The sequence below is a fragment of the Streptomyces sp. TLI_171 genome (genome assembly GCF_003610255.1).
In the GTDB taxonomy this organism is placed as follows: domain Bacteria; phylum Actinomycetota; class Actinomycetes; order Streptomycetales; family Streptomycetaceae; genus Kitasatospora.
In genome coordinates this window covers 5775452-5794359 of sequence record NZ_RAPS01000001.1, presented here as the reverse complement: position 1 = coordinate 5794359, position 18908 = coordinate 5775452, and the positions used below count along the sequence as shown (strand labels likewise).

Below are 18908 nucleotides of genomic sequence, written 5' to 3'. Positions count from 1 at the left end.
ACCCACCTCAACAAGCATGGGACCGGCGACCACTGAGACAACGAAGACTCGTTCCCTCAGGACCCAACAACGTGCCCGACACACCAAGCGGTACCTGTTTTCCACGCCGAAGCAGTACTGGCAGGTCCATACCGTGTGTGCCGAATAGTCAACGTTCCACCCATGAGCTAGCACTCCAGGACATTCGCCCGAAGCTGCCATGTGCTCCTTAGAAAGGAGGTGATCCAGCCGCACCTTCCGGTACGGCTACCTTGTTACGACTTCGTCCCAATCGCTGGTCCCACCTTCGACGGCTCCTCCCCTTACGGGTTAGGCCACCGGCTTCGGGTGTTACCGACTTTCGTGACGTGACGGGCGGTGTGTACAAGGCCCGGGAACGTATTCACCGCAGCATGCTGATCTGCGATTACTAGCAACTCCAACTTCATGGGGTCGAGTTGCAGACCCCAATCCGAACTGAGACCGGCTTTTTGGGATTCGCTCCGCCTCACGGCATCGCAGCCCTTTGTACCGGCCATTGTAGCACGTGTGCAGCCCAAGACATAAGGGGCATGATGATTTGACGTCGTCCCCACCTTCCTCCGAGTTGACCCCGGCAGTCTCCTGTGAGTCCCCGACATTACTCGCTGGCAACACAGAACAAGGGTTGCGCTCGTTGCGGGACTTAACCCAACATCTCACGACACGAGCTGACGACAACCATGCACCACCTGTACACCGACCACAAGGGGGCGCCTATCTCTAGACGTTTCCGGCGTATGTCAAGCCTTGGTAAGGTTCTTCGCGTTGCGTCGAATTAAGCCACATGCTCCGCTGCTTGTGCGGGCCCCCGTCAATTCCTTTGAGTTTTAGCCTTGCGGCCGTACTCCCCAGGCGGGGAACTTAATGCGTTAGCTGCGGCACCGACGACGTGGAATGTCGCCAACACCTAGTTCCCAACGTTTACGGCGTGGACTACCAGGGTATCTAATCCTGTTCGCTCCCCACGCTTTCGCTCCTCAGCGTCAGTAATGGCCCAGAGATCCGCCTTCGCCACCGGTGTTCCTCCTGATATCTGCGCATTTCACCGCTACACCAGGAATTCCGATCTCCCCTACCACACTCCAGCCTGCCCGTATCGAATGCAGACCCGGGGTTAAGCCCCGGGCTTTCACATCCGACGCGACAGGCCGCCTACGAGCTCTTTACGCCCAATAATTCCGGACAACGCTCGCACCCTACGTATTACCGCGGCTGCTGGCACGTAGTTAGCCGGTGCTTCTTCTGCAGGTACCGTCACTTGCGCTTCTTCCCTGCTGAAAGAGGTTTACAACCCGAAGGCCGTCATCCCTCACGCGGCGTCGCTGCATCAGGCTTTCGCCCATTGTGCAATATTCCCCACTGCTGCCTCCCGTAGGAGTCTGGGCCGTGTCTCAGTCCCAGTGTGGCCGGTCGCCCTCTCAGGCCGGCTACCCGTCGTCGCCTTGGTAGGCCATTACCCCACCAACAAGCTGATAGGCCGCGGGATCATCCTGAACCGCCGGAGCTTTCCACCAACTCCCATGCAGGAGAAGGTCGTATCCGGTATTAGACCTCGTTTCCAAGGCTTGTCCCAGAGTTCAGGGCAGATTCCCCACGTGTTACTCACCCGTTCGCCACTGATCCACCCCGAAGGGCTTCACCGTTCGACTTGCATGTGTTAAGCACGCCGCCAGCGTTCGTCCTGAGCCAGGATCAAACTCTCCGTGAATGTCTCCACGGGGAGCGGCACAGCAACCACCGGAATAAGGCGGCCCTGCGCACTGCGTCCTCGCTAGTTTTTTACTTCAAAAGGAATCTCCAACCCCGAAACAAGTCCGAGGCCGGGGATGTCAACATATCTGGCGTTGACTTTTGGCACGCTGTTGAGTTCTCAAGGAACGGACGCTTCCTTCGAGCCGCATTCCTGCGGACCCTCCGGGCGCTTCGTTCTTTCGTGTTTCAAGCTTATCAGACGTTTTCCGCTCCGTTTTCCGGAGTTTCGATCCGATTCACTTTGGCCTTTCGGCGCTCCCGAACTCTAGCAGAGTTATCCGGTCCGCATTTCCACTCGGAATTCGAATGGACGCGCGACGAATCGCTCAGCAGGGTTTGGGGGGTTCCGCCCTCCGGTTCCAACCGGTTCAGGCGACTCGGACTACGTTAGGTCACCAGGGCGGGCGAGTCAAACACCGAGGGGCCGGATCTGGCTGGATCCGGCCCCTCGGGTTGGGGTTCGCAGGTCAACTGCGGTCTGTTTCAGGCCACCTGACGGGATGTCCGGACGGTCAGGCGCCGGCCAGTTCGATCGCGGCGAGGTTGCGCTTGCCGCGGCGCAGGACCAGCCAGCGGCCGTGCAGCAGGTCGTCGGTGGTGGCGACGGCCTCCTCGTCGGTGACCTTGGCGTTGTTGAGGTAGGCGCCGCCTTCCTTGATGGTGCGGCGGGCACCGGAGCGGCTGGGGGCGAGGCCGGATTCGACCAGCAGGTCGACGAGCTGGCCGAGTTCGGTGACCGTCGCCTTGGGGACCTCGGCGAGGGCGGAGGCCAGGACGACGGCGTCGAGGTCGGCGAGGTCGCCCTGGCCGAAGAGCGCCTTGGAGGCGGCGACGGCGCGCTCGTACTGGTCGGCGCCGTGCACGAGGGTGGTGAGCTCCTCGGCGAGGGCGCGCTGGGCGAGGCGGGCGGCGGGGCGTTCCGCGGTGTCGCGCTCCAGCTGCTCGATCTCTTCGCGAGAACGGAAGGAGAAGATGCGCAGGAACTTGGCGACGTCGCGGTCGTCGGCGTTCAGCCAGAACTGGTAGAAGGCGTAGGGGGTGGTGAGTTCGGGGTCGAGCCAGACGGTGCCGGACTCGGTCTTGCCGAACTTGGTGCCGTCGGCCTTGGTGATCAGCGGGGTGGCGAGGGCGTGCACGGAGCGGCTCTCGGCCTTGCGGATCAAGTCGGTGCCGGCGGTGAGGTTGCCCCACTGGTCGCTGCCGCCGGTCTGCAGGGTGCAGTTGTAGCGGCGGTTGAGCTCCAGGTAGTCCATCCCCTGGAGGATCTGGTAGCTGAACTCGGTGTAGCTGATGCCCGCGTCGGAGTTGAGGCGGCGGGCGACCGCCTCCTTGGCGATCATGTTGTTGACGCGGAAGTACTTGCCGACGTCGCGCAGCAGGGTGATGGCCGACATGCCGGACGTCCAGTCCAGGTTGTTGACCATGCGGGCGGCGTACTCGCCGTCGAAGTCGAGGAAGCGGGAGATCTGGCCGCGCAGGCGCTCGACCCAGCCGGCCACCGTCTCGGGGTCGTTGAGGACCCGCTCGGCGGTGGGCTTGGGGTCGCCGATCAGGCCGGTGGCGCCGCCGACCAGGCCGAGCGGGAGGTTTCCGGCCTGCTGGATGCGGCGCATGGTCAGGATCTGGACCAGGTTGCCGAGGTGCAGGCTGGGGGCGGTCGGGTCGAAGCCGCAATAGAACGTGACCGGGCCGTCCGCGAACGCCTTGCGCAGTGCGTCCTCGTCAGTGGACAGGGCGATCAGCCCGCGCCACTGCAGCTCGTCGACGATGTCGGTCACGGTCCCGCGTCTCCTTCGGTCGGGGTCCGGCGCGGTGGGGGCCCTGCGGGCCGCGCGCCTGGACGGTTCCAGCGGGGTAGAGCCTACGCGCTCGGGGCCAGGGGGTTTCCGTGCCGGTCGGTGGGCGGGCGCGGAAATTCCGTTGTCCGGTGGGGGGCGGGCGTTCACAGTGGTGCCACCGCCGAGCGGCGGGGCGAGCTCCGGAGGTGGCCCGTTATGCGCAACACCCTTGTCCTGAACGCGAGCTACGAACCGCTGAGCACGGTGCCGCTGCGCCGTGCCGTGGTGCTGGTCCTGCAGCACAAGGCCGTGGTCGAGCAGGCGCATCCGATGCGGGTGGTGCGCGGTTCGGGTGTGCACATGCCGGTGCCGCGGGTGATCAGGCTGACCAGGTACGTCCGGGTGCCGTTCCGACAACGGGCCCCGTGGTCGCGGCGCGGGGTGCTGGCGCGGGACCAGCACCTGTGCGCGTACTGCGGGCGGCGGGGCGTCACGGTGGACCACGTGATGCCCAGGTCGCGCGGTGGGGCCGACAGTTGGCTGAACACCGTGGCGGCCTGCGCGGAGTGCAACCAGCGCAAGGCAGACCGTACGCCGGAGCAGGCGGGGATGCGGTTGCTGCGGCGCCCGTTCGAGCCGACGCCGGAGGCGACGTTGATGCTTGCGCTCGGGCTGCGGGCGGGCGAGCTCGGTGAGCTGGCCGCCTGGCTGCCGGCGAGCGCGTGAGAGGCCGACGGGCCCGACCTGATCAGGGGTCAGGTCGGGCCCGTCGTGCGCACCGGGGCGTGTGCGTCAGTTCTTGCTGGTGAAGCCGGTGGCGATGCCGAAGTTGGCGGCGTGCTCGGGTACGGCCACCAGGTGTCCGGCGGTGCTGTGCACGCGGCCTGCGGAGAGCAGCGAGCCGGTGCCCTGGGGGAAGGCGCCGCCCTGGGTCTCCTGGCCGCCGGCCAGGGCGAAGCGGCTGAGGTGGGCGGGCTGGCCGGAGCGTTCGTCGACGGCGACCAGCAGGCCGCCGCTGTCCGCGCCGACCGGGCGGGCCTTGGCCTTCTCGGCGATGGGGGTGCGCCACTGCGCCTTGCCGGTGGCGAGGTCGTAGGCGGCGATCGCGGTGGGGTTGCCGCCGGTGTCGGGGACCACGGCGGCGAACATGCTGCTGCCCTGGAAGTAGACGCCGGGGACCGCGGAGAACGCGCCGTGCGAGGCGTCGAGCCGGCCGCCGCCCTCGACCGCGACCGGGATCTCCACCGCGGGGTCGCCCTCGGCGCCCCAGGCGAAGACCCGGTCGTCGGCGGGCTGGTTGCCGGTGGTGAGGACCACGGCGGGTTCGGCGGAGAGCACGGTGACGGTCTTGGGCTGGTTGTTGAGGCCGCGCCAGTACTTGACCTTGCCGTCGGCGACGTTGAGCGCGACGGCCTGGTCGGCGGGGGTGGAGTCGGCGCAGTTGCTGTGCAGCAGGACGGTGCCGGGCCCGGCGCCGCCGGAGAGGCTGCAGTACTTGCCCTGGCCGCCGTACTGCCAGGCTTCGGCGCCGTCGGTGGCCATCCAGGCGGCGGCCTTGTCGTCGCCGATCGCGATCACCTTGTCGTCGGTGACGGAGACGTGGGTGGCGTACTTCTCCTTGGCGTCGGAGAGGGTCTTGGACCAGACGGCCTGGCCGGCCTTGGTGTCGACGGCGACGGCGGTGCTGCAGGGGCTGTTCGGGTCGGCGGCGGGCCGGTAGACCACGGCGCCGAGGCCGGAGCCGTTGACGGTCGGGGACAGTCCGCAGGGGACGGCGCCGTCGGCGGGCGGGGCGAGCGTCCAGGTCGGCTTGCCGTCGGCGAGGCCGTAGGCGCGCACCCCGGTGGCGTCGGCGCGGACCACCGCGTCGGCCAGCAGCCAGCTGCCGACCAGGGTGTCGTCGGCACCCTGGGCCCCGGCCGCGGCCGGGTCGGCGGCGGCGGTCCAGGCCTTGGTGTGGGCGACGGCGATGTTCTGGGTGGTGCCCTTGGCGGCGGTGTCGGCGGGCTTCTCGTCGTCGCCGGAGGTGGCGAGGATGCCCGCGGTGACCAGCACGGCGAGGGCGGCCACGCCGGCGCCGACGCGGATCGCCAGGCCGCGGCGGCTGGGCGCGCCCTGGCCGGAGAGCACGGCGGCGCGGGCCCGGGCGGCGAAACCGCCGGCGGCCGGGCGGGCGTCCGACGAGCCGTCTGCGTCCGGGTCGACGAGCGGAATTGACGTGCCGTCGGCGCCGGGGGCGAACGGGTCGACGTCGCTGGTCTGCGGGTAGTCGGAGGCGGTCGCGGGGGCCGGGTCCGGCGCGGGGACCGCGGGTTCGAAGTCGGGCTGCGGCAGGTCGAACGGGCTCGGGCCGGGTTCGGCCGGGGCGTAGAGCCCGGTCTGCGGCTGCGGGTAGCCGTACACCGAGGGGTCGCCGTAGAGCTGCTGGTCGGTGTACGCCTGCGGGTCCTGGTAGCCCTGCTGCTGCGGGAACTGCTGCTGCTCGTAGACCTGCTGTCCGTACGGCTCGCCGTAGTACTGCTGGGCGGCCGGGTCCACGTAGCCCCCGGGCTGCTGCTGCGGGTAGCCGTAGGCCTGCGGGTCCTGGTAGCCCTGCTGCTGCGGGAACTGCTGCTCGTAGGCCTGCTGTTCGCCGTACGGCTGCTGCTGCGGCTGGGGGTACCAGGGCTGCTGGTCGTACCCGGGGGTCGTGGGAGGTTCCTGAGCCATGCGTTCCGTCCGTCCCGACTGCGGTCTGGCAAGCAGCCAGCATCTCACGGCGAACGGACGGGTCCGGCCGGGCCGTTGCGCTCCGGTGGTCAGGCGGCGTCGTCGAGTGCCTGATCGATCAGGTGGGCGACGGTGATGTCCAGGCTGGTCAGGCCGCCCTCGCTGTGGGTGGTGAGCAGGAAGGTGAGGGTGCGCCAGCGGATGTCGATGTCGGGGTGGTGGTCGAGGGCCTCGGCCTGTTCGGCGACCGCGTCGACGACCTTGATCGCGGTGGGGAAGCTGGCGGTCTCGGCGGTGCGGGTGATCGCGTCGCCGGTGCGGGTCCATTGCGGGAGTTCGGCGAGGGCGGCGGTGATCTGGTCCTCGCTGAGGCGGGTGCGGCTCATGGCGGTCTCCGTCCGGGTGCTGCGGCGGCTGTCACGGCCGAGCCTACGTCGGTGGACCGGGCCGGTCGGGCGGTCGTTCGGCCACCCGGTGGGCTCAGAAGAACAGCAGCTTGGTGACGGCGGTGAGGCCGACCAGCACGATCAGGGTGCGCAGCGCGACCGGCGGGAGGCGGCGGCCGACCTTGGCGCCGAGGACTCCGCCGAGGGTGGCGCCGAGGGCGATCAGGCCGGCGGCGGTCCAGTCGATGGTGGAGGTGAAGAGGAAGAAGACCGCGGCGACGCCGTTGACGATCAGGGCGAGGACGTTCTTGATGCCGTTGACGGTCTGCAGGTCGTCGGGGAGCAGCATGCCCATCAGGGCGAGCAGCAGGACGCCCTGGGCGGCGCCGAAGTAGCCGCCGTAGACGCCGGTGAGGCCGATGCCGAGGAGGAGCAGCCGTCCGCCGTCGGTGGCGGCGGGCAGGGTGCCGGCGGCGCGGCGCAGGGCCATGGCGCGGGCGACCCGGGGTTGCACGACGACCAGGACCAGGGCGGTGAGGATGAGGACCGGGACGATGGCGTCGAAGGCGCCGCTGGGGAGGGTGATCAGCAGGGCGGCGCCGATGAGTCCGCCGATCAGCGAGGCGGTGCCGTAGCGGATCAGGCGGTGGCGCTGTCCGGCGAGTTCGGCCCGGTAGCCGATGGCGCCGGCGAGCGAGCCGGGGGCCAGGCCGAGGGTGTTGGAGACGTTGGCGGTGACGGGGGGCAGGCCGACGGCGAGCAGGACGGGGAAGGTGATCAGGGTGCCGGAGCCGACGATGGTGTTGATGGTGCCGGCGGCGATGCCCGCGAGCAGGACGGCGAGCGCCTCCCACAGTGTCATTCGCTTTCCCCTCCTTGGCTGCTGTCGCGCCGGTCGATCATGCCGGACGGGCGTGCGGCTTGGCCAGGCGGGTCCGGTATCCGGAACGTGCGCGGGCCCCGCCCGACGGGTGGTCGGACGGGGCCCGCGGGGCGGCTTCCGGTTACTCGTCGATCTTCGGGTACTCGCGGGCGGGCTCGACCCGGGGGCGGGCGGTCTTGTTCTCGGTGTCCACCGGGCGCGGGCCGGTGGCCGGGTCGACCGGGACGCGGGCGGCCGGCGGCGGGACGGCGGGGGCCGCGGGGGCGCCGCCGTTGCCGTTGCCGGTCATGCCGGTGAAGGCGCCGCCGAGGCCCTTGAGGGCGTCGCCTACCTCGCTGGGGATGATCCACAGCTTGTTGGAGTCGCCCTGGGCGAGCTGCGGCAGGGTCTGCAGGTACTGGTAGGCGAGCAGCTTCTGGTCGGCGTCGCCCTCGTGGATGGCCTCGAAGACGGTGCGGATCGCGGCGGCCTCGCCGTCGGCCTTGAGGACGGCGGCCTGCGCCTCGCCCTCGGCCTGCAGCACGGCGGCCTGCTTCTCGCCCTCGGCGCGCAGGATCTGGGCCTGCCGGGCGCCTTCGGCGGTGAGGATCGCGGCGCGCTTGTCGCGGTCGGCGCGCATCTGCTTCTCCATCGAGTCCTGGATGGAGGTCGGCGGCTCGATCGCCTTCAGCTCGACCCGGTTGACCCGGATGCCCCAGCGGCCGGTGGCCTCGTCCAGGACGCCGCGCAGGCCGGCGTTGATGACCTCGCGGGAGGTCAGGGTGGATTCGAGGTCCATCGAGCCGATGATGTTGCGCAGCGTGGTGACGGTGAGCTGCTCGATGGCCTGGATGTAGCTGGCCACCTCGTAGGTCGCGGCCCGCGGGTCGGTCACCTGGTAGTAGATGACGGTGTCGATGTTGACGACCAGGTTGTCCGAGGTGATCACCGGCTGCGGCGGGAACGGCACCACCTGTTCGCGCAGGTCGATCCGGTTGCGGATGGTGTCGATGAACGGCACCACGATGTTCAGGCCGGCGCTGAGGGTGCGGGTGTACCGCCCGAAGCGCTCCACGATCGCGGCGCTGGCCTGCGGAATCACCTGGATCGTCTTGATCAGGGCGATGAAGGCCACCACGACCAGGACGATCAGCACGATGAGGACGGGTTCCAACGCTTCTCCCCTAGACGACCAGGGCGGTCGCGCCCTGGATTTCGACGACGTCGACCTGCTGCCCGGGCTCGAAGACCGAGCCGGGGTCGAGCGCGCGGGCCGACCAGATCTCGCCGTTCAGCTTGATCCGTCCGCCCTCCCCGTCGACTCTTTCCTGTACCACTGCGGAGGCGCCGGTCAGCGCCTCCACGCCCGTCCGGTAGTCCGGGCCCTTCTTGAGCTGGCGGTAGGCGATCGGCCGGACGAAGACCAGCAGCGCCGCCGACACCCCCACGAACACCAGGAACTGCGGGACCACGCCCGCGCCCAGACCCGCCGTCAGCGCGGCGGCGCCGGCGCCGACCGCGAACATGGCGAGCTCGGGCATCGCGGTGACCACCAGCGGTACGCCCAGGCCCACGGCGAGCAGCAGCCACCAGATCCAGCTGTCCACGGGCTCCATCCTAGGGAAGTGCGGTCTCTTCCCGTGGGGGTTCCCGCAGGTGGACGGAGGGAAACCGGCCGTATGTACGACCGGTTTCCGTCAACGGCGGGATCAGGACATCAGCCGAGCGGCAGACCCGCGGCCACCCAGCGGTCCCCGCGCTGCTCCAGGGTCAGCGGCAGGCCGAAGCAGTGCGAGAGGTTCCGGGCGGTGAGCGTGGTCCCGATCGGGCCGGCGGCCATCACCTTGCCCTGACGGATCATCAGCACGTGGGTCATCCCGGGGACGATCTCCTCCACGTGGTGGGTGACCATCACCATGGACGGCGCGAACTCGTCCTGGGCGAGCGCGGCGAGACGGCGGATCAGGTCCTCGCGGCCGCCCAGGTCGAGGCCGGCGGCGGGCTCGTCGAGCAGCAGCAGCTCGGGGTCGGTCATCAGGGCGCGGGCGATCAGGGTGCGCTTGCGCTCGCCCTCGGAGAGGGTGCCGAACTTGCGGGCGGTGAAGCCGGACATGCCGAGCCGGTCGAGCAGCGCCAGGGCGCGGGCCTCGTCGGCCTGCTCGTAGGTCTCCTTGCCGTGCACGGTCTGCCCGTAGGCGGCGGTCAGCACCGTCTCCAGCACGGTCTGGGCGAGCGGCAGCTTGTCGAACATGGCGGCGCTGGCGAGGCCGATCCGGGCCCGCTGCTCGAAGACGTCGACCTGGTCGAGCTTCTCGCCGAGCACCACCGCGTCGCCGGAGCTCGGGAACAGGTAGGTGGAGGCGATCTGCAGCAGCGTGGTCTTGCCCGCGCCGTTGGGGCCGAGCACCACCCAGCGCTCGCCCTCCTTGACCGACCAGGACACCTGATCGACGAGTGCGCGACCCTCCCGGACCACGGAAACGTCCACCAGCTCCAGCACGTCGCTCATGCCTACGCCTTCCCCAAATGCAAGAATCCGCCGTCCGTGGGACCTGGGCGTGAGGTCCTCGGGGTGCGGTCCACCTGTGTCAGGGCAAACCTACGCCACCCGCCCCGCGCGCTTGTCCGTAGGCTGGTCCGATGCTCGCCACTCCTGCCGACAATCCGTACCAAGAACCCCGTTCGGGGCGGCTCACCGCGTGGGGCAACGCCCTGCTGGCCGGCACCTCCTCCCCCGACGACGCCGTCACCGCCGTCCAGGGCCGCGACGACGCGCACCGGGTGACCGGCCTGCCCGGCGAGGTCCCCGACTCCCTGCACGGCCTGACCTGGGCGCTGGGCCGGCTGCGCACCCTCGGCGCCAAGGGCCTGCGGCTGGCCCTCCCGGTGGCCGGGCACCCGCTCGGGCTGACCGGGCCGGCCGCCTTCAACTCGCTGGCGCTGGGGGCCGGCGAGGCCGTGCTGGCGGTCGGCGTCCCCTACGGCCTGGTGCCAGAGGTGGAGGTGTACGGGCCGGAGGGCGACCAGGGCGTCCGGGTGCTCTGGCAGTGCCTGCCGGTGAACGAGGCGCCGCCCGCCGACGTGCCCTCGCTGGACGAGGCGGAGCGCGAACTCGCCGACGGCCTGCGACAGGCGACGGTGCTGCTGACCCGGCTGGACGTGGCGGGGGCCGGGCCGGAGACGCTGCGCGCGCTGGAGGCGTTCCGCCGGCGCGGGCACCGCGAGGTGCTGGCGCCCGGCTACCCGCAGCGCGCGGTGCGGGTGCTGGAGTCGGCCCGGCAGGTGTCGGCGCTGCTGGCGATCGCCGCGGGCGGGCACGGCGCCGCGGTGTCCGCGGCCGAGATGGCGGCCCGCCGCGAGGTGCTGGCCCCGCTGGACCGGACCGCCCGGCGGGCGCAGGTGGCGGCGTACAACGCGATGGTGGACGAGCGCCGGGACTGACGGACGCCCAGGGCCGGCTGCGGACGGCGCTGGTCGGCCCGGCCGGGCTGCGGGATGTCGCAGACGCGTGTCGTGACCGTCGTGCCCGACAGGTGGACCGAGGGGGCCGACTGACCGTCAGGGCTGGTTGCGGACCGCCCAGAGCGCGGCCTGGGTGCGGTCCGCGACGTCCAGCTTCATCAGGATGTTCGACACGTGGGTCTTGACCGTCTTCTCCGAGAGGGTCAGGGCGCGGGCGATCTCCCGGTTCGAGCGGCCGTCGGCGAGGTGCGAGAGCACCTCGCGCTCGCGGTCGGTGAGGCTGCCGCCGCGGCCCTGCGGCGGCGCGGGGACGTCCTCGGCGAGCAGCGCGGCGGCCAGTTCGGGCTGCAGCAGGACGTGTCCGGCGTGCACCGAGCGGATCGCCCCGGCCAGCGCCTCCGGGTCGACGTCCTTGTACACGTAGCCGGCGGCGCCGGCCCGCAGCGCCGGGACCATGGTGCGGTGCTCGGTGAAGCTGGTGACGATCAGCACCTTGGCGGTGCTGCCGCCCTCGCGCAGCAGGCGCAGCGCCTCGATGCCGTCCACCTTGGGCATCTTGAGGTCCATCAGGACCACGTCGGGTGCGAGTTCGGCGGTCCGCTCGACGGCTTCGGCGCCGTCGGCGGCCTCGCCGACCACCGCGATGTCGTCCTGCACCTCCAGGAAGGTGCGCAGGCCGCGGCGGACCACCTGGTGGTCGTCCACCAGCAGCACGCGGATCGGTGACGCCGGGTCAGGCACCGGGGACCTCCAGCTCGACCAGGGTGCCCCGGCCCGGGGCGGACTCCAGGGACAGCCGGCCGCCGACCGCGGCGGCCCGGTCGCGCATCGACACCAGGCCGAGGTGCCGGCCGGCCCGGCGGACCGAGTCCGGGTCGAAGCCGCGGCCGTCGTCGCGGACGGTCAGCCGGGCGCCGCGGGTGGGGGTGCCGTCCAGGGTGACGGTGACACTGGTCGCCCGGGCGTGCCGCAGCGCATTGTGCAGGGCCTCCTGGGCGACGCGGAGCAGCGCGGCCTCCTGGGCGGCGGGCAGCGCCCGGACGCCGTTGGCGGTGAAGCGGACGTCGGCGCTGTGCGCCCGGTCCAGCACCTGGGTCTGCGAGGCGAGGGTGGCCACCAGTCCGTCCTCCTCCAGCGCGGCGGGTCGCAACTCGATCACCACGGCGCGCAGTTCGTCGGCGGCCTCGGCGGCGAGCCGGGCCACCTCGGCGAGTTCCTCGCGGGCCCGGGCCGGGTCGCGGTCGACCAGTTTGGCGGCGGCGCGGGCGGTCAGCCGGAGCGAGAACAGCTTCTGCGAGACGGCGTCGTGCAGGTCGTGGGCGATCCGGGCGCGCTCGCCGGACAGGGTCAGTTCGCGGCTGCGCTCGTACAGCCGGGCGTTGCCGAGGGCGAGCGCGGCGTGCGCGACCAGGATCCGCAGCAGTTCCTCGTCGTGGTCGGTGAAGCCGCCGGGCTTGTTGGCCAGGAACAGCGCACCGGCGATCTCGTCCTCGTCCATGATCGGCATGCCGAGGAAGTCGGTCATGTCCGGGTGGGCCTCCGGCCAGCCGCCGAACGCGGGCGCGGTGCGGACGTCGGTCAGCCGGGTCGGTTCGCGGTCGTGCAGCATCGAGGCCAGCACGCCGTGCTGGCGGGGCAGCGGGCCGATCGCCCGCCACTGCTCGTCGCTGACGCCGTCGACCACGAACTGCGCGAAGCCGCCGTGGTCGTCGGGCAGGCCGAGCGCGGCGTACTCGGCGCCCAGCAGGGTGCGGGCGGAGGCGGTGATCCGGCGCAGCACCTCGCGCACCTCCAGCGGCCGGCTCATCGCGAGCACCGCCGCGCTGACCGCCTCGATCCCCTTCAACGACGGGTCGCACCCGGGACTGTCCATGACGGCCACGCTACCGCCGCGGTCCGCGCCGCCGCCTCGGGCGCGGGACTTAGGTCGTCTGGTCCTCCGGCCGAGGTCGGGGGGCGGGCTGCGACTCGAAGGCGGTGACGGCCCGCATCACGGCGCGTTCCATCTCGCCGCGGAACTCCTCCAGGCTGCCGGGGGCGCCGGCGGCGGCGCCGCCCTCGCGCAGGCTCGGTCGCAGGCGGGCGGCGCGGCTGGTGCTCAGCAGGCTGTCGCCGAGCCCGTCGAGCATCCGTTCCTGCTGGAGGCTCTGCCCGTCCGCCCGGTTCCAGGGCTCGATGAAGACGACCGAGGCGATGTTGCGCCGGTCGAGGCGGCGCAGCGCCTCCCGGCGCCGGGTGTCGAGCAGCGCCCACCGGTCGACCAGCACGACGCTGGGCGCGGCGGGGCCGGCGGCGCCCAGCAGGTGCTCCGACTCCTCCTCGAACTCGACGATGCTGGGCCGGAACCCCATGGCGCGGGCGATGTCGGCGGCGTCCTCGGCGAGCGGCCGGACGGAGTCCGGCCGGTACGGCTGCCAGTCGGTCCGCCGGCTGCCGTACCAGGTGCCGCTACGGTCCGCCGGCAGCTCGGACTGCCGGTAGGAGAAGACCGAGATCCGCACCAGGTCGGCGGGCTCGGGCGGTTCGAAGGCGGAGGGCTGCGAGGCGAAGTCGGCCGGCTGCCCGGTGGGGATGACGGTGTGCTCGGCGACGTCCACGATCCGCTGGGCGAGCCGGTGCACGGCGGTGCGGTACTGCGAGCTGTAGGTGGCGATCTTCATCAGCGCGTACAGGCCCTCGGCGGTGTAGTCGGGCCCGAAGCCGTCGTGGTCGAACTGGAGCTCGGCGGCCACCCGGGGCAGCCGGAAGTGCTCCATCGACACCCACAGGGCGGGCACGATGCCGGTGGCCCGCTCGCCCCCGGACCGCCGCTGGTACACCGGCCGCCGGCTGAACAGGTGCCATTCCCGACCGCACGCCTCGGACTTGAAGTACCGCGGCGAGTACAGCGGGACGAACACCCGGCAGTTCGCCAGCTCCCGGGACAGCCGCTCCGCCCAGTCCTGGCCCTGGTGCATGGAGCGGTCCATGAACCCGATCGGGTGCCCGGCCGGCACGTCGGTGAGCTCCAGGATCTCCTCGCAGAGGTCCTGGAAGAGCTTCGCCACCCACAGGTCGGGGTCGGCGGCGTCCCGCGCGTTCAGCCGCGGGGTGTGCGCGTAGCTGAGGAAGAAGTACGGGCGGAGGTCGTACCCGGAGTGCGACACGGACACCGGACCGGTGAGCCTCGGCACCGCCGTCGCCGCCTGCTCCGGCGGATGCCGGTCGGCCCGGACGGTGGCGAACGAGGTGCCCCGGACGGCCTGCCCGGTGGCCCGGGCGCCGCCCATCCAGGCCGCGAACTCCGGTGCCCGGCCGACCAGTTCCTCGATCCGGCGGGTGACGGCGCGGCGCACGCCGAGCAGGTCGGTGTACGGGAAGGCTTCGGTCAGTGCGTGCTGCACCTCGGGGTCGAACTCGAACTGACGGCGGGTCAGCGGCACCTCGCCGGTCTCCGCGCTCCACGGCCGCATCAGCCCGCCGAGCAGCACCTCGGCCAGCATCGCGGTGTCCACCGCGCGGTCCTCGGCGATGGCGTCCTGGACCAGCCGCATCACCGGGATGCTGAGCGGGGCGATGGCGGCGAAGTAGGCGGCCAGCCGGTACGCGCCGGGCGAGGCCGCGGCCCGGAACCGGTCGAGGCCGGCCAGTCCGGTGGGGTCGTCCCGGCCGGGCAGCGCGGCGGGTTCGGGCCGCGGCTCCCGCGGCTGCCACAGGTCGAGCCGGGCCTCGCCGCCCTGGCCGGCCAGCACGGACGCCCAGTCGGCGAGCGCGGCCGGAGTGAGCTCCACCACCGGGACGGGCGCGGTCCGGTAGCGGTGCAGGCCCTCCACCCGCCACGCGGTGTTCGGGGTGCCCGGGCCGGGCGCCCGCACGGTGCGCACCGCGGTGGCGAGCGCGCCGCCGGTCCACAGCCGACGGGGCAGGGTGTGCAGCACGGCGGTGGGCCCGGCGGCCGCCCAGCGGTCCAGGGCGGCCAGCATCCCGCCGTCGCGCCAGGCCCGGCCGACGCCGTCGGTGACCACCAGCACCAGGGTGCGGCCGGTCGGGTCGGCGAGCGAGGCGACCGGCGCGGTCCGGCTCGACGGGTCGAACGGCGCGCCGGCCAGCGCCACCTCGTGGCCGGGGCGGCTGCGCAGGCCGAGCGTCCGGACGGTGCGGAACCCGCCGACCCGGGCCAGCAGTTGCTCCAGCTCCTCGACCAGGCGCTGCCACAGCAGCATGGACACGCCGTCGTCGACCACCAGCACGCAGGACAGCCACGGCTCGACCGCGGACCTGAGCACCACGTCGGGCAGGCCGCTCTCGGCCCACGCCGCGACCGTCGCCGCCTCGTCGACCACGGGGGTGCCGGCCGCCGGGCGGCGGCGGTTGAGCGGGCGCAGCGCCCGGCCCAGCCGGAGTTCGTCGCCCAGTGCCTTGACCCCGGGCAGCCGGATCACCCGGCCGGCGCGCTCCGGCCGGGAGCGGCCGGGCGCGGCGGCGGAGCCGGCCGGTTCGGCCGCCGAGTGGACGGGGTGGTGCGGCACGGGTGCGGGCGGCGGTTCGGCGGGGCGCGGCGGCGCCGGCCGGTCGGCGGGCGGGGCCGGCGGGCGGGCGGCTGGGCCGCCGTGGGCGTGGGCGGCCAGCGGGGCGTCCTGGCCCACCGGGAGGCGGGGCGCCAGCCAGAGGACGTCGAGGAGTTCCTCCGCCGTCAGCTCGACGCCGGCGGCCCGGAGCACCTCCAGGGCGCGGGTCAGGTGGGACGGCACGGCGCCTCCGCCCGGGTGGCGCGGGCGGTCATCCGGCGCCGCCGAGGTTGTGCAGGACCGCCTTGATCAGGTGTTCGGCGGACAGGTCGAGGCCGGCGCCGCGCAGGAACACGGCGTTGAGCAACTGGTCGGTGGCGAGGCCGCCGCCCTCGCGGGCCAGGAAGGTGCGCAGCACGTCCTCGGCGTCGGCCATGGCGCTCGGGCCGAGGTGGGCGGCGACCACTTCGCGCAGCCGCTCCTCGGTCGGGTCGGGGAGGTTGAGCCGGACGCAGCGGCGCAGGAAGGCGGGCGGGAACTCGCGTTCGGCGTTGCTGGTGATCACCACCACCGGGAACTCGGTGCAGGTGACGATGCCGCGGACCACTTCGGCGCGCTCGCCGGCGTCCGAGGTGAGCACCGACTGGACGGACTGGTCCTCGGGGAGGCGGGCGAGTTCGGGGATCTCGAAGTAGCCGTCCTCCAGGACGGTCAGCAGGTCGTTGGGCAGGTCGACGTCGCCCTTGTCGAGCTCGTCGACCAGCAGCACCCGGGGCCGGTGCCTGGGCACCAGTGCGGTGCCGACCGGGCCGAGCCGGACGTAGTTGTCGATGCCCGCCTCGACGGCGCCGCCGCCCAGTTCGCGGGCCAGGTGGGTCTCCCGGAGCCGGCCGACGGCGTCGTAGCGGTAGAGCGCGTCGGCCAGCGCGGAGCGGCTGTTGACGGCCCATTGGAGCACCGGGCCGAGGCTCAGCTCGTGGGCGATCAGGTGGGCGAGCGAGGTCTTGCCGGTGCCGGGGTTGCCGGTGACCAGCAGCGGGCGGCGCAGGTGGATGGCGGCGTTGACCACGTCGACCTGGTCCTCGGTGATGACGTAGCGGGCGGCCTGCCGGTCCGCCTGCGGGCCGAAGCGGCGCCAGGCGGGGGCGGGCGGCAGCTCGGGTTCGCGGGCCACCCGGTCGCCGTGGAACAGCCGCCAGCCGTCGGGGCCGCGGTCCGGCCGGGCTCCCGGCGGGGTCTCGCTGGTCATGCCGTCTCCTCCTCGCTGTCCGGCCCGTCCGGCCGGGGGTACTCGTCGAGCGCGGTCAGCACCAGGTCGGGCGGCCCCGGCCGCCCGGGGTGCTCCCAGGCAAGCACCGGCCTGAGCGGGTGGCCGTCCGCCGATCCGAAGGCGGAGGCCCGGTACTCGCGCAGTCGCTGCGGCACGTCGTTCGGGGTGGCGCCGCGGATCAGGCCGTCGAACAGCTCGCCGGGCACCGGGCCGGCCGCGGCGCGGTCCCAGAGCACGATCGGGACGCCGACCGCCAGGCAGGCGGCGGCCAGTTCGGTGCGCTGGGCGGCGGTGCCGCCGCGGATCACCACCCAGGCGGCGTCCCGGTTGCCGTGCAGTTCGCTGACGGCGTGTCGGACCTCGGTGCACTCCTCGCCGAGGTCGAGCGGTTCGGCCAGGCCGCCGGTGCGCCAGCGCCGGCCGAGTTCGCGGGGGCGCTTGCGGACCATGTGCGCGGGTGGCCGGCCGGCCAGCCGGACCACCACCGGCAGCTGGATCCCGAGCGGTTCCGGTGCGCCCTCGGCGGCCCCGACGGTGCCCGTCCAGTCCTCCACCGGGAGGCTCAACTCCCGCTGTTCCAGGAACACCTCGATGACCGGCTGGCCGCCCTCGGGGCTCTCCTCCTCCAGGTCGTCGACGGCGGCGAGGATCTCCTCGGCGATCTGCTCGGGGCGCACCGGCCGGTTGTCGTTCGGCCCGACGGCCACCAGGGCCCCGTCGCCCTGGTCGGCCCAGAGCGCCCGGCAGAACCGTCCGGCCGTGCCGTGCCCGGCGTGCTCGTACCGGCTCAACCGGACCGCCACCCGGGCGGCGCCCTCCGGCACGGCGAGCGCCGCCCACTCGTCGGCGTTGGCGCGCTGCTCGCGCAGTCCGGCCGCGGGGACGCCCTGCTGCCCGGCGGTCCGCTCGGACCAGCGCCGCAGCCGCTCGGCGTACGGCTGCCCGCCGGGGCGTCGGACCAGGGCGGCGGCCAAGTGCTCGACGTACCGCAGCAGCGGGGAGACCCGCTCGGGGACGGCCCGCCGGGCCTCCAGTTCGTCGACCAGCCGCAGGTACCGGGACCGGCCGCGGACGGAACGGGCCAGCGGCGGGATGCGGAGCGCGGCGAGCAGCGCGGTCTCGGAGGGCAGACCGTCGGGGGCGGCGGTGTGCAGGTCGTCCAGGACGGCGATCAGTCCGCGGTGGCTGTTCGGCGACAGGATCCGCGGGGTGCCGACCTGGTGGCAGGCCCCGAGAAGGTCGACCACCAGGTCCTCGCGGCGCAGCTCCCAGAAGTGCTCGGCGAGGGCGGCGGCGGCCCGCGGGCGGCCGAGCAGCAGGGCGGCGAACTCCTCCTGGCCGGGCGCGGTCCCGGCCGGTCCCGGTCCGAGGCCGAGCTTCTCGCACAGCGCCCGGGCGGCGGCGGCCCGGTCGGCCTCGCCGCGCAGCAGGTCGCCGACGGTGTAGGCGAGTTGCTCGACCAGGTCGGCGGCGGGACCGTGCCGGTCGGCGCCGAACGGGCCCGCGGCGCGGATCAGTTGGGACTGGCGGCGGATCTTCTGCCAGGGGATCACCAGGGTGAGGCCGCTGCCGGTGCCGCTGAGCGCGCCCGCGACCAGTCCGGTGGCGGCCTGTTCGGCGCGGCACCAGAGCGGGCCGCCGCTGTAGCCCTCGACGATCTCCCTCGGGGTGGGGGCGGACTGCACGTAGGCGCCGTCCTGCAGGGTCATCGCGGTGGTGCAGTCGACCGCGCTGAGCGGCTGGCCGCTGCCGTACCAGGCGCGCAGCCGCTGACCGGTGGCGAGGTCGGTCCAGTCGGGGGGCCGGACGGTGTCCGGCAGGTCGCTCTCCAGGGCGAGGACGGCGAGGTCGCCCTCCCAGGCGGTGTCCCTGGGCTGCACGGGGCCGCCGTCGCGGCGGGTGGGAGGTATCCATTCGGCGAGTTCGGCCCACCGGTACTCGGCGCGTTCGGGGGCCCCGCCGAAGCGCACCTCGACGGTCTTCCCGGTCGGTTCGCGGCGGTCCATCGCCTCCCGGCCCAGGGCGAGGTTGAGCACGTGGGCGCAGGTGAGCACGTAGCGGCCGCCGAGGCAGACCGCGCCGCCGGCCAGGGTGCCGTCGGCGGACTTGCGGATCGACACCAGCGCCGTTCGGAACGTGTCCTCGGGGTCCCCCGTGACCGGGTCGAACCAGGCCATCCGG

Annotated in this window: 14 protein-coding genes and 1 rRNA gene; 2 read left to right on the top strand and 13 right to left on the bottom strand. The window is 72.6% G+C overall.

The window, feature by feature from the left end:
- Positions 1 to 212: 212 nt before the first annotated feature.
- A 16S ribosomal RNA gene (locus BX266_RS26100) occupies positions 213 to 1729 on the bottom strand.
- A 556-nt stretch (positions 1730 to 2285) separates the two neighbouring features.
- A complete protein-coding gene (tyrS, locus tag BX266_RS26090) occupies positions 2286 to 3551 on the bottom strand; it encodes a tyrosine--tRNA ligase (protein ID WP_099903668.1) in 1266 nt (421 codons plus the stop codon).
- Positions 3552 to 3767: 216 nt separating this feature from the next.
- On the opposite strand from tyrS, the gene BX266_RS26085 reads away from it, so the two are divergent.
- Positions 3768 to 4277 carry an HNH endonuclease gene (locus BX266_RS26085; RefSeq protein WP_099903666.1) on the top strand — a complete coding sequence of 170 codons (510 nt, stop codon included), beginning with the start codon at positions 3768 to 3770 and terminating at the stop codon, positions 4275 to 4277.
- A 66-nt stretch (positions 4278 to 4343) separates the two neighbouring features.
- On the opposite strand, the gene BX266_RS26080 is transcribed toward BX266_RS26085, so the two are convergent.
- From BX266_RS26080 to BX266_RS26055, 6 genes are all read right to left on the bottom strand, one after another.
- Positions 4344 to 6260: a PQQ-binding-like beta-propeller repeat protein gene (locus BX266_RS26080; protein WP_099903664.1), complete on the bottom strand. Its 1917-nt coding sequence runs from the start codon at positions 6258 to 6260 to the stop codon at positions 4344 to 4346.
- An 89-nt stretch (positions 6261 to 6349) separates the two neighbouring features.
- The gene (locus tag BX266_RS26075; protein WP_099903662.1) at positions 6350 to 6646 is read right to left on the bottom strand and encodes a 4a-hydroxytetrahydrobiopterin dehydratase; all 297 of its coding nucleotides are present in this window, start codon (positions 6644 to 6646) and stop codon (positions 6350 to 6352) included.
- Between the two features lie 94 nt (positions 6647 to 6740).
- A complete protein-coding gene (locus BX266_RS26070; RefSeq protein WP_099903660.1) occupies positions 6741 to 7508 on the bottom strand; it encodes a sulfite exporter TauE/SafE family protein in 768 nt (255 codons plus the stop codon).
- Positions 7509 to 7650: 142 nt separating this feature from the next.
- Entirely contained in the window at positions 7651 to 8682 is a 1032-nt protein-coding gene (locus BX266_RS26065; protein WP_099903658.1) for an SPFH domain-containing protein, read from the bottom strand.
- A gap of 10 nt (positions 8683 to 8692) precedes the next feature.
- On the bottom strand, positions 8693 to 9124 hold the full coding sequence (locus BX266_RS26060; RefSeq protein ID WP_099903656.1) for an NfeD family protein: 432 nt from the start codon (positions 9122 to 9124) through the stop codon (positions 8693 to 8695).
- 101 nt (positions 9125 to 9225) lie between these two features.
- Positions 9226 to 10017 (bottom strand): ABC transporter ATP-binding protein, encoded by a 792-nt coding sequence (locus BX266_RS26055; protein ID WP_099903654.1) that lies wholly within the window; start codon positions 10015 to 10017, stop codon positions 9226 to 9228.
- A gap of 131 nt (positions 10018 to 10148) precedes the next feature.
- On the opposite strand from BX266_RS26055, the gene BX266_RS26050 reads away from it, so the two are divergent.
- Complete coding sequence (locus BX266_RS26050) at positions 10149 to 10949, top strand: hypothetical protein (protein WP_099903652.1); 801 nt, start codon at positions 10149 to 10151, stop codon at positions 10947 to 10949.
- Positions 10950 to 11066: 117 nt separating this feature from the next.
- Here BX266_RS26050 and BX266_RS26045 read toward each other — a convergent pair whose 3' ends face one another.
- From BX266_RS26045 to BX266_RS26025, 5 genes are read right to left on the bottom strand one after another with little or no spacing between them, the layout of a single operon-like run.
- The gene (locus tag BX266_RS26045; protein WP_099903650.1) at positions 11067 to 11711 is read right to left on the bottom strand and encodes a response regulator transcription factor; all 645 of its coding nucleotides are present in this window, start codon (positions 11709 to 11711) and stop codon (positions 11067 to 11069) included.
- Positions 11704 to 12843 (bottom strand): GAF domain-containing sensor histidine kinase, encoded by a 1140-nt coding sequence (locus BX266_RS26040; protein WP_099903648.1) that lies wholly within the window; start codon positions 12841 to 12843, stop codon positions 11704 to 11706. Before BX266_RS26040 ends, BX266_RS26045 begins: the two co-directional genes overlap by 8 nt.
- 49 nt (positions 12844 to 12892) lie before the next feature.
- Positions 12893 to 15700, bottom strand: coding sequence for a TIR-like protein FxsC (locus BX266_RS26035; RefSeq protein ID WP_099903646.1), 2808 nt, complete (start codon positions 15698 to 15700; stop codon positions 12893 to 12895).
- Between the two features lie 28 nt (positions 15701 to 15728).
- A complete protein-coding gene (locus tag BX266_RS26030; protein WP_099903645.1) occupies positions 15729 to 16706 on the bottom strand; it encodes a MoxR family ATPase in 978 nt (325 codons plus the stop codon).
- Positions 16703 to 18904 carry a trypsin-like peptidase domain-containing protein gene (locus BX266_RS26025; RefSeq protein ID WP_099903643.1) on the bottom strand — a complete coding sequence of 734 codons (2202 nt, stop codon included), beginning with the start codon at positions 18902 to 18904 and terminating at the stop codon, positions 16703 to 16705. The genes BX266_RS26030 and BX266_RS26025 overlap by 4 nt, the downstream gene beginning before the upstream one ends.
- Positions 18905 to 18908 lie beyond the last annotated feature (4 nt).